Annotated in this window: 12 protein-coding genes; 5 read left to right on the top strand and 7 right to left on the bottom strand. The window is 45.3% G+C overall.

What is annotated here, in order from left to right; translation table 11 throughout:
* Positions 1-40: 40 nt before the first annotated feature.
* Entirely contained in the window at positions 41-1,222 is a 1,182-nt protein-coding gene (locus AB4Z30_RS05885; RefSeq protein ID WP_441924263.1) for an aminotransferase class I/II-fold pyridoxal phosphate-dependent enzyme, read from the bottom strand.
* A gap of 134 nt (positions 1,223-1,356) precedes the next feature.
* Positions 1,357-3,429, bottom strand: a complete 2,073-nt coding sequence (locus AB4Z30_RS05880) for a methyl-accepting chemotaxis protein (protein WP_441924261.1) — start codon at positions 3,427-3,429, stop codon at positions 1,357-1,359.
* Between the two features lie 178 nt (positions 3,430-3,607).
* Here AB4Z30_RS05880 and AB4Z30_RS05875 point away from each other — a divergent pair, with 178 nt between their 5' ends.
* Entirely contained in the window at positions 3,608-4,636 is a 1,029-nt protein-coding gene (locus AB4Z30_RS05875; RefSeq protein WP_441924259.1) for a hypothetical protein, read from the top strand.
* A 68-nt stretch (positions 4,637-4,704) separates the two neighbouring features.
* Here AB4Z30_RS05875 and AB4Z30_RS05870 read toward each other — a convergent pair whose 3' ends face one another.
* Together AB4Z30_RS05870 and AB4Z30_RS05865 are read right to left on the bottom strand one after the other, a co-directional pair.
* A complete protein-coding gene (locus tag AB4Z30_RS05870) occupies positions 4,705-5,424 on the bottom strand; it encodes an SDR family NAD(P)-dependent oxidoreductase (RefSeq protein ID WP_441924257.1) in 720 nt (239 codons plus the stop codon).
* Between the two features lie 235 nt (positions 5,425-5,659).
* Positions 5,660-6,031: a winged helix-turn-helix transcriptional regulator gene (locus AB4Z30_RS05865; protein WP_441924255.1), complete on the bottom strand. Its 372-nt coding sequence runs from the start codon at positions 6,029-6,031 to the stop codon at positions 5,660-5,662.
* A 171-nt stretch (positions 6,032-6,202) separates the two neighbouring features.
* Here AB4Z30_RS05865 and AB4Z30_RS05860 point away from each other — a divergent pair, with 171 nt between their 5' ends.
* Positions 6,203-6,763: an NAD(P)H-dependent oxidoreductase gene (locus AB4Z30_RS05860; protein WP_441924772.1), complete on the top strand. Its 561-nt coding sequence runs from the start codon at positions 6,203-6,205 to the stop codon at positions 6,761-6,763.
* A gap of 129 nt (positions 6,764-6,892) precedes the next feature.
* Here the strand turns inward: AB4Z30_RS05860 and AB4Z30_RS05855 are convergent, their stop codons facing one another.
* Both AB4Z30_RS05855 and AB4Z30_RS05850 read right to left on the bottom strand, forming a co-directional pair.
* On the bottom strand, positions 6,893-8,458 hold the full coding sequence (locus AB4Z30_RS05855; RefSeq protein ID WP_441924253.1) for a glycoside hydrolase family 43 protein: 1,566 nt from the start codon (positions 8,456-8,458) through the stop codon (positions 6,893-6,895).
* A 48-nt stretch (positions 8,459-8,506) separates the two neighbouring features.
* A complete protein-coding gene (locus tag AB4Z30_RS05850; RefSeq protein ID WP_441924770.1) occupies positions 8,507-10,444 on the bottom strand; it encodes a carbohydrate-binding protein in 1,938 nt (645 codons plus the stop codon).
* Positions 10,445-11,321: 877 nt separating this feature from the next.
* On the opposite strand from AB4Z30_RS05850, the gene AB4Z30_RS05845 reads away from it, so the two are divergent.
* From AB4Z30_RS05845 to AB4Z30_RS05835, 3 genes are all read left to right on the top strand, one after another.
* On the top strand, positions 11,322-11,681 hold the full coding sequence (locus AB4Z30_RS05845) for a hypothetical protein (RefSeq protein WP_441924251.1): 360 nt from the start codon (positions 11,322-11,324) through the stop codon (positions 11,679-11,681).
* Positions 11,682-11,717: 36 nt separating this feature from the next.
* A complete protein-coding gene (locus tag AB4Z30_RS05840; protein ID WP_441924249.1) occupies positions 11,718-13,433 on the top strand; it encodes an exosporium glycoprotein BclB-related protein in 1,716 nt (571 codons plus the stop codon).
* 163 nt (positions 13,434-13,596) lie between these two features.
* The gene (locus AB4Z30_RS05835) at positions 13,597-14,541 is read left to right on the top strand and encodes a DUF5050 domain-containing protein (RefSeq protein WP_441924247.1); all 945 of its coding nucleotides are present in this window, start codon (positions 13,597-13,599) and stop codon (positions 14,539-14,541) included.
* 153 nt (positions 14,542-14,694) lie between these two features.
* On the opposite strand, the gene AB4Z30_RS05830 is transcribed toward AB4Z30_RS05835, so the two are convergent.
* On the bottom strand, positions 14,695-15,260 hold a 566-nt coding region (locus AB4Z30_RS05830; protein ID WP_441924245.1), incomplete at its 5' end, for a discoidin domain-containing protein.

Raw genomic sequence — 15,260 nt, 5'->3', positions numbered from 1 at the left:
GTTTCAAAAAATTTGTATTACATACTGCTTTAAAGGCTTATCAGCCTAACTTTTCAGGAATGAGCATACCGCTCGCTTCAACATAGTGAAGGGCTTGTTGCAGTTGCTCTAAATCCTGTACCAGCGCAAACCGGACGTATCCTTCACCTGAAGGCCCGAAGGCACTGCCTGGTGTCACAATGACTCCTGCCTGTGTAACGAGATCTGTGGCGAATTGCTCTGAGGTGTCATAGTGCGCGGGAATCCGTGTCCAGATGAACATCGTAGCTTCCGGTTTGCTGATTGGCCAGCCCAGTTTGGCGAAACCTTCACATAGCATATCCCGACGTTCTTCATAGATGGATCTTACCCGCTCCACATCACTCTGATCTCCTGTAATAGCGGCAATTGCTGCCTTCTGGATGGGGATAAACATGCCGTAATCCATATTGGATTTCAGCTTTTTCAACATCGAGACAATCGCTTTGTTTCCCAGACAAAAACCGATTCGTGCTCCAGCCAGTCCGTACGTTTTGGAAAGGGAGTTGAATTCAATTCCCACATCCATGGCACCAGGATAAGCCAGAAAGCTGCCACATGTTTTTTGGTCAAACACTAGCTCACTGTAGGCATTATCATGCAGCACGATAATATCGTATTTTTTGGCGAAAGCGATCAAATCCTCATAAAAGGAGTCTGGAGCCATCGCTGTTGTTGGATTGTTCGGATACGATACAAGCATGAACTTAGCCCGTTCGGCTATTGCCTCAGGGATGTCTTGCAATTGGATGACATAGTTATGTTCCTCTTTTTGCGGCATGTAATACAGCTCGGCTCCGGCCAGAAGTGGCCCATCTGCGAATACTGGATAACAGGGATCGGGCACCAGAACGAGATCACCTTCATCCACAATAGAGAGGGAGATGTGTGCAAGTCCTTCCTGCGAGCCTAGCAAAGAACAGATTTCAGTTTGTGGATCCAGTTCGACTTGATACCGTTGCTTGTACCAGTCACTTGCCGCCTGAAGCAGTTCTTTCTGATCGTTAACCGCATAGATGTAGTTGGCCGGATCAGCAGTCGCTTCACCGAGTACCTTCATAATGTGCTGGGCCGGCGGGATGTTTGGTGTTCCGACGCTAAGATCGATGACGGGCTGATCGTTCTCCAGCCGGCGACGCTTGATATCTAGCAATTTGGTGAAGATGCCTTCACTAAAGTGATCCATTCGTTTTGCAAATCTCATGATAAGTCCATCAGCCTCCAGTGCTCTTCGTACGCATATGCTTTAATAATAAATGGATCGCGGACAAAAGAGAAGAGCAGGAGAACAGTAGGGCGGTAGAGCAGTGACAGCAGTGAACAGCAGATCAGTAGTGCTTACTCCACCTTGAAATGGCTAAGTTCATCCTGTAGTTTGGTGGAAAGTTGATTCAACTGATTGGACAGATCCGCCACTTGTTGAATGCTTTCCAGTTGTTCCTGTGTACTCGCGCTGACTTCTTCCGTTGAGGCAGAGTTCTCCTCAGTAGTGGAGGATATGATCTCCAGCGCCTGGAAAATCTCATCTTTATGCTGATGCACACTGGCAGTGCTATTAGTGATTTGTGCCATACGCAGCTTGAGTTTTTCCAAATCTTGATTGATGCTGTAGAACACTTGCTTGGTGTCTTCTACAGACTTCGTGTTCTCTTCCGCAATCTTCATTCCTCGCATCGTGTGTTCCACCGAAAGGGAAGTTTTCTCTTCAATGACACTTACTTTTTTGTTGATTTCCTCTGTAGCCAGTGCAGTTTGTTCTGCCAGCTTGCGAACTTCTTCTGCAACGACAGCGAATCCTCTGCCATGTTCCCCGGCGCGTGCAGCTTCAATAGAAGCATTAAGCGCAAGCAAATTGGTCTGAGAAGCAATTTGCTTCACCGTATCCACAAAACTGGAAATTTCATTCCGGCTCTGGTCAATCTCTTGAATAATGGAGGAGATGAATTGAGTAGAACTGTGGTTTTCCGCAGACCATTTGGACAGTTGCTCCACAACCGCAAGTCCTTGACCACTTTGATCAACAGAGGTCTGCACCATAGATCCCATCGCTTGTGCATCAGCAGCAATTTCATCAATTTGGCTCGATAATGAGCCTGTTTTACGTAAAATATTTTCCGTTTCAATTGACTGATAATTGGTTGCATTCGCAATCTCGTTGATCGCCGTAGATGTATCGTTCATGGTTACAGCGGTTCTGGATGATATCGACTGCAAGTCATTGGATGAATGATTCAGCACTTGAGCTGAATTGCCAACAATCTTCAACATGTCCTGAATTTTCTGCACCATGGAATTCAGACCAGTGGCAATTTGTCCAATCTCATTATTGGATTTGATATCCAGTGTAACTGTCAAATCACCTTGTTCAATCTGCTTGATTTTGCCCAATAGCTGCGGTATGGTGCGCAATAGACGACGCAGAGTAATGTAGCTGATAATGACCAGAAGAATTGCAGCTGCAACAAACCCGCCAACTGTAATCCAGGTGAATGTTCTGAGCTCTGCTAAAACTTCCTTCTCTGTAATCGTCAGACCTACGGACCATCCCGTGTCTTTGCTGGTTGCATACCCGATGTAACGACGTTCCCCATTGTCGTTTATAAGCTGGATGCCGGATTCACCAGCAATCATTTTTTTGCCGACTTCTCCCATATCACCTGTAGCGTTCTTAATATTTTCCTTTAACACTTTGTTCTTATCCGGATGGTACAGGATTTCACCGCTCTTGGATAACACAATGGAATACCCGGTGCTGCCTAGAGAGTAACTCTCCATTATGCTTGGAATATCTTCAAAGGCAATATCCGCTGCAGCAAAACCGATCATGTTGTTGTTATCATCCTTGATTGGATAAAAAATACCCATGAGTACTTTGCCTGCAGATACATCAATGTACGGATCAGAATAGTAAAGTCCGTCTGCATCTTTCACTGGCTGGTAGTAAGGACGTGCCTGAATATCAAAATCCGGTGCGGAAACGACACCGTCGTTTTGTAGCCAGAAGCCTTTTCCATCCATACCCGCAATCCAAGCATCAGCGAATGAAGGTTCTGCTTCCACAATTTTAGTAAGTGTATCTCTTGTTTCAGCAGCATAAGTAGAAGTGGCTGCTTCTGAAGATGACTTCGTTGTTTCTATGTATTGCTTGAATAATTTGTTAGTGGACATTTGTTTGACCAGTGAGCCTTTTTCTTTAAATAGTGCGTCGAACTCACTGACAATCGCTTGCGTTTTAGTCTGGAGCATGGATTCCTGCTGTTGAACCAGAATGTTTCTTGTGCTTGTGAACATGAATGTTCCCAGTACAGCGAATACGACAACAATGATAATGAGCAGTACAGCAGCCAGAGTGTTGGCCATACTGGAAGTACGTGCTCCTCTGTTCCCCCGCTTTTTAAAAATGTTTGACATGTTCCATCTCCCCAGGTTTTTAATACGAAGTTCAAAACTTCTGAGTTATATGTCGGCATATAATATAGATTTGTGTATATTTTTGTCGAATTAAAAAAGAATTAAGAAAACTCCGGATCACTGATGAGAGATTGGTTTGGTATAATATGTTTATAAGAACAGGATAGGGGGAAGGGCAATGACACAGTTTTGGCATGCTTCGATACAGGGAATGCCATGGAATGAAGAAAAAATGAACCAGGCTGTGCAGCATTTACGCCGCAGGGCAACGGTTCATTTTCGTGTTGGTGTGGATACGTATGAGGATTTGACTCAACTGGATATGAATGTTTTTGCAGCCAGGCCGGATCTGATTCTTCACATATCAAATACGGATATGAAAGCGGAATATCCATCAAACTTCCTTGGGCGTTTAGCGCAGTTGAAACATGTTTCTGCCTTACAGCTGGACTGTGCACAGGTACAGGATCTGACAATACTCGGAGCGTTGAAGAAACTGGTATTTCTTAGAGTGAATTCAACCGCAAAAGCAACGGATCTGAGTTTTATTGAACACTATAGAGATTTAACCTATCTTGAACTCCATGGAAAATTCAAAAACTTGATCTCCATAGAAAAATGTAAAAGTCTGGAGACCCTTACCCTGAACTGTACGGTAGATTGTCTCGAGTTTTTAACAGAATTACCAAAGCTCCAGTATCTGTCCCTTGATCAGTGTGAGTTAAAATGCGAGCTGGATGTATTGGCACAGTCAACCATCCGGATGCTTAAGCTTAGTTCGGTGCGGAAACTGATGAGTATTAAGGGACTGGAGCAGATGCACAGGCTTGAGTATCTGCATGTATCCTTGCCAAAGCTGGAACAGTTATGTGATTTTTCGCAGCTGCCTCGGCTTAGACAACTTGAACTGGTCTATATGAAATCACTTCAAGATATCGAGTGTTTATGGACAGCCAGTGCACTGGAAGTCTTGGAACTGAAAGAGATCAACACGACCCTCAAAGCAACATCTTTTGCTAGAATGTCAGAGCTCGAGCAGCTTAGGCAAGTGGATTTCCGTTTTATTGATTTTAATAAAGGGCGCATTGTAGCTATACGAGAACAGCTCATCCAACAGGGAAAGTCACATGTCATCTATGAACATATTCCTGAACAAGAACGAGTACAATCGATGGCGATTGAGCATGTATCTCGATATTTAATGTGAAGCAACGCGAATTCAATACAATAAATCAAATCAAATCAAATCAAATCAAATCAAATCTATCCTTTTTACTACGTATTCATATCCGTAAGAGCAGGTACGTTAATCTCTTTCACACAGGCTGCATTGGACAGGCTGACGATACACCGGACAATTGAAACCATGTCTTGAAGCGGAATGCGTGTCCCTCCATACTCGGATAGTGCGCGTTCCATTCCTTCTTCATACGGGATTTCTGCTGCCAGTTCTCCCGGATTAATGCACGTTACGGCGATGTGATCCCGCCGGGTATGTTCTCTGAGCGCTTCTGTAATTCCACGGATGGCAAACTTGGAGGCAACAAAAGAAACCTGAGTGTTCCCCGCATTGCTTAAACCTGCTGTAGAGCCGATGAGAATGATCTTGCCTGCTGCCGACTTGCGAAGCTGAGGCAATAGAGCTTGAATGCATACAATAGTGGACGTTATATTCACATGGATCAGCTCTTGAATATCGGAAGGCTCATCCTTGTCAAAGGTGTAATGTTCCTCGAATCCTTCCTTTTCCCAAATCCCTACGTTATATATAAGCACATCCAACGTTTCGCCCCGTAGCTGCTCTGCAATCTGTTTGGCAGCCTGAAGCTCCGAGAGATCGGCCTGAATCCATACGCGCTCTACACCGTCCTCCAGTTGCAGACTTTCTGGTTTACTGCGGGATACAACCCACACTTTATCTCCTGCCTGCGGCACTCCGCGGACAAATGCGTCGCCCAATCCTTTACTGGCACCAAATACAATATATTTTTTCATACGTGAAAACCTCCTGATGACGCAGATTGGATCCATACACTCAAGCGTCCTGTTTGCTATGGCTAAGGAGTTACTTCATATGAGTGTGGTATAAGAGGAATCCAACCTACATCAAAATTAATAATTATAATGATAGTTTACTATATAGGTGGGATATGGAAGATGAAGGTTACATGAGAGATGCTTCATTCGTAGAGCACCGTTTGTTCATCTACAGAAGGGCAGGGCTACGGGGCTATAAAATAACTTCATCGTTGTGATCATCGGATAACAAAACAATGTCTTCTCCGCGTTGCTGTCTGAGCGCAATATTATCTCTTCCCCAGGTACACATGACATCCACAATCGTATTTGCTGTGACACCATATTCCGTAAGACTATACTCGACCTTGGGCGGCATTTGCTGATAAACATGTCTTGTGACAAGACCATCGCGTTCCAATTCACGTAATTGTTGAATCAGTACTTTTTGGGAAATGCCGGGCATGCTGCGCTCTAGTTCTCCTGTTCTTTTGACACCGGACATTAACAAACAGATGATGATGGCTTTCCACTTGCCGCCAATGATTTCGAGTGTAGCTTCAATGCCCAAACGATATTCCTTCATTCATATCACCTCGTTGTATTTATACGTATTTACAGGGATAACTATTTATTTTCTCATAACTGTAAAGCCGAAGTCCATACACACCTTGAGGTAAGTATCTTACTTCATTGTGTGTATTTTCTTTTGGGGTGACGGGGGGGATAATGATCTCGTAATCGAGAAAAGAAATCAATCTGTTTTGGAGAGAGGAATGGATGGAATGAAAACACACTGGTTATTCTGGCACATCCGAATATGACAACTTCAAGAGTAAATCGTCGCTGGAAAAAGGAGCTGGAGCAGTACACAGAGCAGGTACGTATTCATGAATTGTACGAAACTTATCCTGACTGGAACATCAATATTGCTCATGAGCAGGAGTTACTGGAGGCACATGATCATATTATTCTGCAGTTTCCGTTCTATTGGTACAGTTACCCGCCGCTGCTCAAAAAATGGCTGGATGATGTGTTCACGCATGGATGGGCTTATGGATCAAAGGGCGATCGATTGCATGGAAAACGGATGGGACTGGCAATAACAATCGGGGATCAGCGGGAGAATTACGGAAAAGGAAAGCCGGTAGGTTTTAGTGTAGAAGAACTGATGGCACCATTTAAGGCAAGTATGAATCATGTGGGCGTTACGGCACTGCCGCATTATGCTGTCTTTGGTGCCTCATTTCAGGCAAGTGATGAAGTGATTGACCAAAGTGCTGAAGCGTATATCCAATATATTAAAGCGTTCAAGTGAGATGTTTTTATAAAAATAATGAAAATGACCTGGTTCCGCACATAGCGGAATTCCAGGCCACAGTTGTACTTCAAGTGTACTTCAATTTTGCAGTACTGATTCTAAAGATCAGCAGTACGTTCAYCACGCTTACTCCACACGGAAGAAGTCAAAATCAGCATAACCTCCGGTAGATTTGGTAGCGTAGTTAAACAATGCAAAGCGATAACCCATAAAGTGTGGCAACGTATACGACATCTGGAGCGTATTGCCAATAGTTGTCCAGTTGATTCCATTCAGACTATAGGCAAAATAGGCTTTATCTGTCTGATTGGTGAAGTCACAGATGACCCGCAGATAAATTTTGTTCTGGTTCAGGGGCACACTTGCGACTTCGGTCATCGTGCTGGAACTGGCGTTTGTCATAACGATTGACTTGATATTGCCTGTCATCTTGACGCCCACAAAGCCATATTTGGCCTGAAAAGCGGCTAGGCCGGCATAATCGCCATCTTTCATACCTGCCGTTTCCAAGGCGGTAATGCCTGTACTTTTTGGCCCAAATGTGCGTTGTGTCAGCGTATTGCGAGCCTCCAATATATTTTTGCTGAGTTTGCCTGTGGTCAGCCGCATGAAGCCGGGACGCTGGCTCAAGGACCATTTTGAAGGGTCAGGATTATGATTCCACTGCCAGATCTTTGAGAGAGTAGATGTGCCCGAAGGTGCATTAAACTCATCTGAACCGAAGATTTTAGCAGCTGGCTGTCCTTCCACAGGCATGTTCATCGTCAATGGAACTTTGCCATTTACCCCGAATACAGGCCAGTTGTCCGACCAGGTTACCGGTACCAGATATGGAATGCGTCCAACGGCTCCCCGATCGCGAAACAGGAAACCATACCATGCACCAGAGGCGGTATCCACGATACCTCCTTGCGCGATGCCCGAATCTCTGAGCACCACTTTGCCCGTATAGGGCCCTGTTAACGTATTTGCGCGATAGGCGAGCTGGATTCGTCCATCACCGGAAGGCCAAGCAATCAGGAAGACGTAATACATGCCATTAATCTTCTGAATGTGCGCGCCTTCTGCTTTTACAATCATATTGGACCCAGCGATATTACTAGCATTCGGGATCAACACCTGATTCAGACCGCCGGATTTCACAGCTTTGGCATCAGGTGTTAACTCGACGATGCTGATGTTATCACTGCCATGGACAAGAAACGTACGGTTCCCGTCAAAGAGCAGGGAGGGATCATGGTAATAACTGTTTAACGTGTAAGGCGTCCATGGTCCGGTTTCGATGTTGCTGGTCTGATAGATGTAAGTCCTTCCTGTAGAAAGCGAACCGAATGCGACGTAATAGGTGCCATTGTTGTAACGAAGGCTACTGGCCCAAGATCCGCGCCCATATTCGTTCTGACCGTTATTCAGGTTCTGTACATCACCGTTGCCAAGTGTGTCATATACATAGTTCACAATGCTCCAGTTGACCAGATCTGTTGACTTCATGACAGGAACGCCCGGGTTCATGTGCATGGTAGTGCTGGTCATATAAAAGGTGTTGCCCACGCGGATGACATCGCTGTCCGGCACATCTGCATAAATGACCGGATTGTTAAACGTTGCCGCAGAGGCAGACTGCGGGGGCAAAGTCAACGATGTTAACAGCAGAGGAAGTGTGAGCAGGAGCAACCCGATTTTTTTCCACATAACTATTCCTCCTGGAATGTCAAAATCGACAGAAAAATGATGAATTGATTACGAAATTTCAAGATAATCGATGTAAGCATCCCAGGTGCCATTATCCGTTGTTACTACCAGTTTGATTTCCTGGTTTCCTGTGCCGTGTGTGATGTTCGGCAAGGTTTGCACGGTCGGTTCAGTTCCGGTAAAAAAGAATGAACCAGCTGTTACCCCGCCAATAACGAGATCAACACGGGCTGTACTATTGTTGTTGGAAGCCCCGCGAAGAGAGAACTGATGTGTAGGGTTAGCAAAAAATTGATTGTAAGACGCAGAATCATTGTTCGCATAGAGTGCCACGCCGTTAAAGGGTGAGCTAATCAGCCCGGCATATTGACCGGCCAGGGTCATGCTCTCCGTTTCCACTCGAGTAACGTTTGGATTCGGGTTCGGATTTGGGTTTGGATTGGGGTTGCCTCCGGAACCGGAAGTAAATTGCCAGTAATCCAGATTGAACAGATTTCCGTTACCAGAGCCTGTAAACACCAGATACAGATGATGACGTCCTGTTGTATTGGTGATATTAGTTTCGAGCTCCCGCCAGTTCTGCATGCCACCCGTTGAAGTGACGTTAAGTGTGCCGATCAGAGTCCCTGTCGGGCTGCCAAGGCGGAGTTCAATGTTGCCATTTCCGGTAGAAGCTACGTTTGCCTTGAATTTTGATGCACCTGTTGAACCAAAATCCACATTACTTACAGCAACCCAGTCCCCATTATTAATGTTCGTCACATTTTGGTTAGCTGTTGGTCCACCGCTTGCTTGAGTCGGTTGTGTATTGATGCCAGCTTGCCAAGCAATCGTCTCGGCTTCCACTCTGTTATATGGATTAAGGTTAGCTGTCTGAGGCACACCAGTCATGTTACCCTGCACTTCCTGAATCGATCCGTCCGCGTTATGCGTCAGTCTGTTGATATGGGTAGAACGGTATCCCTTTCCATCACCGAGGAAGGCTTTGCTTACGGTTTGTGCATGATACGCGACATACCATTGGTTATTGAACTGGAATACGGCATGGTGGTTGTTGCCACCTACTCCGAAGAATGTCCCCGGATTTTTGAGGAAGTGTCCTTTGTATGTGAAAGGCCCCATTGGGCTGTCACTTACCATATATCCGATTTCACCTTTCGGATAAGCTGCTGGATGGTTTCCAGCAAAGTTAATGCAATACGAGTAGTAATATTTGCCGTTATATTTATGAATACCTGAATCTTCAAACATATAAGGTGCATCGATTGTCGTAGCGCTGCCAACCACACTGGTCATGTCGGCGCCAAGACGAATAACTCGTGCTGTTTTTGGATTCGCAATGGAAGCTGCATTAGTATCGTTCGGGATACCGCCACCTGCATACAGATAAGCGGAGCCATCGTCATCGACAAGCACAGCCGGGTCAAAGAGCCAAGTCACGCCCGACATCCCAGGAGTTCCATGGGTAACAAGCGCACGTCCGATTGGATCAGACCAAGGTCCGATTGGAGAATCAGCAGTTAGAACACCGATTCCTGCACCCGAGTTGGCAAAATACAAGAAAAATTTATCTTTGCCTGCGATCGTTTTCTTGGCCATCGCTGGCGCCCAGGATTGGCTTGCCCATCTGGCAATGCCTTGTCCATTGTTGGCATTGTTTGCACCGGCTACCGGAATGTAGCCGTGGTCTGTCCAGTTCACCATGTCAGCAGAGGAGATCACGCTAATTCTGCCGATGGTGCCGTAGTTATTTTCGCGGACAGAGCCGTCGTTGTTGTAGAGGAAGGTATCCCCTGTCATATATACGTAGACCCGGTTGTTGTGAACGAGCACATAAGGGTCAGCTCCCAATTTGTGATCGACGAGCGGATTGGCATTCACAGGCGTTTTGGCAACAGCATTATTTGCTGCATGGCTGGACTCGGCAGGTAGAATGGAAAAAACCAGAATTAGTGACATCAGCAGGGCTATTGGTTTACGGATGATCATACGTTCGCCTCCATTGAATTAGTGTGGAATGGTGTTATTAGGTGTTACGCTAAATGGTTGAACAGAACTGTTGAATGAGAGAGTTACAGTGAGGAGAAAAAAAGATTGATGAGATAATGTTCTTTATTACACCTCCTTTCAAAGATGAGCTGGATTGAATCGTTCATAATTGTGATCTATGGCTTAAGCTAAACAACAAGTACAGAAGAAAATCGATTTACTGTAGCGAGTTGACAGCTGTAACCCGGGAATAGGGGGAAAACTGTGTGTGTAAAAGAGTATATAATTTGTCCTGTTGTACAATGTAATCGCTTTCAATAGAATGGTTTTAAAAGACAACAAAGAAGAGTTATGACTCAATTTTATGTAATTATTTTTCATTTTTGTTTTAAAATGTTTTCTTGTGTTGACGATATCATATCACATTTCTGCCACAATACAATCACTTTCTATCAAAATTTGTAAGAAAAAGTTGAGTGGAGGTTGATCGCTTTAATTGCAACATATCGTGCAACATGTAAAGTCGGTAGTTTTCACACTTCACACGTCTTCATCATTCATTCGACCCAAGTTGAAGCGGTAGGTTTATTCAATTGTAAGATTGACTTCAATAAGATATATCCAATGGTGGCTGTAGCTTCTTCATTTCGTGAGGAACGGTCATTTTTGTGTTGAAAAACATCCGGAATATACATATTTACAAGCTTTGTATGGATGGAATTTTAGATGTTAATGGCACTTATGGTTTGATAATGGTGAACTGTCCCCTGTCTATGGTCCACACCGCTGATCTAGTGTATGAATATGACTAATATGTGATCCATGATGTCAAATAATACTAGAGTAAGAGGTTCACAAAAGGTGGGGTGAGAAAATGGCTATATTATCAACTGGACCGATCGAAAATAATGCCGTTTCTGGGGTTAGACCGACACAACAGGTAACGATCAGATTGGTGAGTCGGGCTGCTACAGATGCGCTAAGTGTATTTGTTCAGGGGTATGTGCTGAGTACAACAAGAACGCTGTATGTAAGTGAATTGATCAGTATTGCACCTAATGAAGCAGTAACCCGAAATTATTTTGCAGATGTGGATGCCTTTGAATTTGTGTTTGGAGTAAGTGATGAACGAGTAGGAGACGTCGGAATTTCAGTGTGGGGCAAAGATGCGTCAGGTCAATTGGTGGATGCACACCGGGTAGTGGAACACGAAAAAACAGTTAAAGATCTGTAAAAAATAAGACTTTTTTCGAAAGAAGGGAAAGTAGCGATGAGCTTTTTATCGACAGGGCCGATCGAAAATAACGCTGTTAGTGGTGTAAGACCGACTCAATCCGTAACGGTTAGAATTGATAACCGGAGTGAAGTTGCAGCCTCTTCTGTACAAATACAAGGGTATTATATGAGTGGCGGGTTGAGAGTTTTGTATGTCAGTGAATCTTTGGACATCGCACCAAATCAAGTGATAACGAACAATTACTTTGCTAATTTAGATGCCTTTGAATTCACATTTACGACAACAGCGACGGTTAATGATCCTGTTCAAGTTTCCGTATGGGGTAAGAGCAGCACGGGCTCTTTGGTAACAGCACATCGTTTGGTCTCTTCCGAATTGTTGGGTGAAGTGCCTGGTATCACTGGAGTCACAGGTGCTACAGGTGCAACCGGAGCTACGGGTGCAACGGGTCCAGCAAATGGAGTTACTGGAGCAACGGGTGTCACAGGTGCAACTGGGGCTACTGGCCTGGCAGGAGTGACCGGTGCGACCGGAGCAACGGGTCAGGCAGGAGTGACGGGTGCGACCGGAGCGACAGGTCTGGCAGGAGTGACGGGTGCAACCGGAGCAACAGGTCTGGCAGGAGTAACCGGTGAGACTGGAGCAACGGGTCTGGCAGGAGTAACGGGCGCGACCGGAGCAACGGGCTTGGCCGGAGTGACGGGTGCGACTGGGGCCACGGGTCAGGCGGGAGTAACTGGCGCGACTGGAGCAACAGGCTTGGCGGGAGTAACGGGTGCGACCGGGGCAACGGGCTTGGCCGGAGTGACGGGTGCGACTGGGGCCACGGGTCAGGCGGGAGTAACTGGCGCGACTGGAGCAACAGGCTTGGCGGGAGTAACGGGTGCGACCGGGGCAACGGGTCTGGCAGGTGAGACGGGTGCGACCGGAGCAACAGGTCAGGCGGGAGTAACGGGTGCAACTGGAGCAACAGGTTTGGCAGGAGTAACTGGCGCGACTGGAGCAACAGGCCTGGCAGGAGTGACGGGTGCGACTGGAGCAACAGGTCTGGCGGGAGTAACGGGTGCGACCGGAGCAACAGGTCTGGCAGGAGTAACCGGTGCGACCGGAGCAACAGGCCTGGCAGGAGTAACTGGCGCGACTGGAGCAACAGGCTTGGCGGGAGTGACGGGTGCGACCGGAGCAACAGGTTTGGCAGGAGTAACGGGTGCGACCGGAGCGACAGGTTCTGGAGCGATTATCCCTTATGCATCAGGGCTACCATCTTCGTTGACTACGGTGTTGGGCGGACTTTTGAATACCTCCAGCTTGGTTGGTTTTGGTAATAATGCATCTGGAGTAACAATTAATGGAGGAATCATTGATCTCACAGGCGCTGCCGGAACCTTGCTTAACTTTGCATTCTCGGCATCTCGTGCGGGAACGATTACTTCGTTGGCTGCTTATTTTAGTACGACAGCTGCACTTAACCTGGCTCTGTCTACAGTAACGATAACTGCACAATTATTCCGTTCGACTACACCAAATAATACCTTTACGGCTGTACCAGGAGCACTGGTCACCTTGGCACCAGCGTTGACTGGCGCATTGTCATTAGGCACGATCTCCAGCGGTTTGACTACAGGTTTGAGTATCCCGGTAGCCGCCGGTGACCGTCTGCTTATGGTCTTCTCTGCATCAGTAACCGCCGGACTTGATGTGGCTTCAACCATTGCCGGATATGCAAGCGGTGGTCTGACCATCACTTAACGAAATTTCTATAATATATGATGTGCAAAGATCAGAGCCTCTTGCCATTATGGTGGGAGGCATTTTCTAATTACAGCGAGAATTTGGAGTGAACTGATTGTTCTATTTACGAATCCAATTTACAATAGCGATGTAGGAAAATACATATTTTAGGGAGAAGAAAATGAGAAGAAAATGGTTAGTGGCGTTATTAAGCGTGATCATGTTGTTTGGTGTTGTACCTGCATACGGTGCTGAGGATTCCGGTAAAACTTTAGTATGGGAAGGTTATGAAGATGACGGAGATTTGATGGGCATCAACGTTACAACATTCACAGGTAATAAAAGCAAAACAGAGTCTATATATCCTAAGCAAGTTTCAGATGTGAAATGGGTTGGAGAGTGGATATATTTTCTGATTGAAAATGAGCAAGACCCTTGGAATCGACAGATGGCTAAAATTAAGAAAGATGGTTCGACATTAACCTTACTGAACAAAGAGGATAATTTTGCAAGGTTTACTGTTGTAGGGGATACGATTTATTTTGTTAAAGATGAAAGGACTGCGGAAACGCTTGATGCATTGTCTTTTGGCTCAATGAGAACAGATGGTTCAAACGAACAAACGATATTGTCTAAATCTCCTTTTTATAATTTTAAAATAAACAACGGATATATCTATTATACAAACAGGGATAATGACAAGTTTTATCGTATGAATTTAGATGGTACAGGGTTGAAGAACTTATCTTCTAAAGGTGTGGAGTTATACGAATTTTATGGGAATGTTATGTTCTTTTTGGAGATCATAGACGGAGGCTATAGTTACAAAGGTCATTTTTCCGATTTAAATGCAAGTAGAAACAAAATATTTGCCTCTAAAGAGTATATTGATCCCGTAGCATATATAAATAATAAGTTTTATTATCGAAGTTTTTCGGTAGACAAGAATGGCAATAATAAGAGTGAGTTGTATATTTATAATCGTTATACAGGCAAGAAGAGCAAGCTGCGTTCTTTAGACGCAAATGATCGATTTATAGGTACAGTAGGGGATGGTCTTGCACTCCTATCGTTTGAGAAAGGTACGATTTATAAGCTTGGATATGATGGTAAAATCAAAAAGTAATGATTAGCCTAACGATGTGGCAGTTTACCATATATCACAAGGAAACAGGGATCTCTTGCCGATCGTGGCTTGAGGTCCCTGTGCTTTTTTAGGTCTTTAGTTATGAGATGTGCTAAATATGAGTCTTTCAAGGTTTAGCATTGGTTCAGCGTATCAACGGTACAGCTTCAACTCAGCAATAGACCACCACCATTCAGCATTGTCCGAAGTCAAAGCGATTTTGACATATCGTGCCTGCTGGTTCGTGAACATCGCGGAGATTAGAGGATCGGTTCCCAAAGCATCTGAAACTAAATTCCATTGCTCTCCATCTGTTGAAGTAAAGATTGTAAAACTACGGGCATAGTCATTCGTACTGTGACCTGAGTCCATAGTTAACCGGCTGAAATTCTGGATGCTTCCCAGATCGATCTGAATCCATTGGTCTGTTTGTTGTCCGGATGCAGAGGTCCAGTGTGAGTTCAGATCATCATCCAGCAGTGCACCAACGTCTTCAGACGTGAAAGCTGTAGCTGTCCAAGATGTCCGATCCAGTTCGGTAGGCAGCAGATCATCCTGTTCCCCGGGTGTCCATGGTGTCTGATCGGCAGTATAAACTGCGATTTCAGCTACAGACCACCAGTGAGAATCCGTTCCGGTCTGGACGATTTTGATATAGCGGGCCTCATGAGCAGGGAATGAAATGAAGAGCAAGGCATTTTTCCCTTCACCCGTAGCCA

Origin of the sequence: Paenibacillus sp. 2TAF8, from assembly GCF_052114825.1 — a bacterium.
Classification (GTDB): Bacteria; Bacillota; Bacilli; order Paenibacillales; family Paenibacillaceae; genus Paenibacillus.
The sequence above is the reverse complement of the archived record's forward strand: the minus strand, read 5'-3'. Positions and strand labels throughout refer to the sequence as shown.

Coding starts and splice junctions, on each gene's coding strand:
- AB4Z30_RS05880 (WP_441924261.1), bottom strand. CDS start 3,429: ATGTCAAACATTTTTAAAAAGCGGGGGAACAGAGGAGCACGTACTTCC.
- AB4Z30_RS05835 (WP_441924247.1), top strand. CDS start 13,597: ATGAGAAGAAAATGGTTAGTGGCGTTATTAAGCGTGATCATGTTGTTT.
- AB4Z30_RS05885 (WP_441924263.1), bottom strand. CDS start 1,222: ATGAGATTTGCAAAACGAATGGATCACTTTAGTGAAGGCATCTTCACC.
- AB4Z30_RS05875 (WP_441924259.1), top strand. CDS start 3,608: ATGACACAGTTTTGGCATGCTTCGATACAGGGAATGCCATGGAATGAA.
- AB4Z30_RS05870 (WP_441924257.1), bottom strand. CDS start 5,424: ATGAAAAAATATATTGTATTTGGTGCCAGTAAAGGATTGGGCGACGCA.
- AB4Z30_RS05845 (WP_441924251.1), top strand. CDS start 11,322: ATGGCTATATTATCAACTGGACCGATCGAAAATAATGCCGTTTCTGGG.
- AB4Z30_RS05855 (WP_441924253.1), bottom strand. CDS start 8,458: ATGTGGAAAAAAATCGGGTTGCTCCTGCTCACACTTCCTCTGCTGTTA.
- AB4Z30_RS05840 (WP_441924249.1), top strand. CDS start 11,718: ATGAGCTTTTTATCGACAGGGCCGATCGAAAATAACGCTGTTAGTGGT.
- AB4Z30_RS05865 (WP_441924255.1), bottom strand. CDS start 6,031: ATGAAGGAATATCGTTTGGGCATTGAAGCTACACTCGAAATCATTGGC.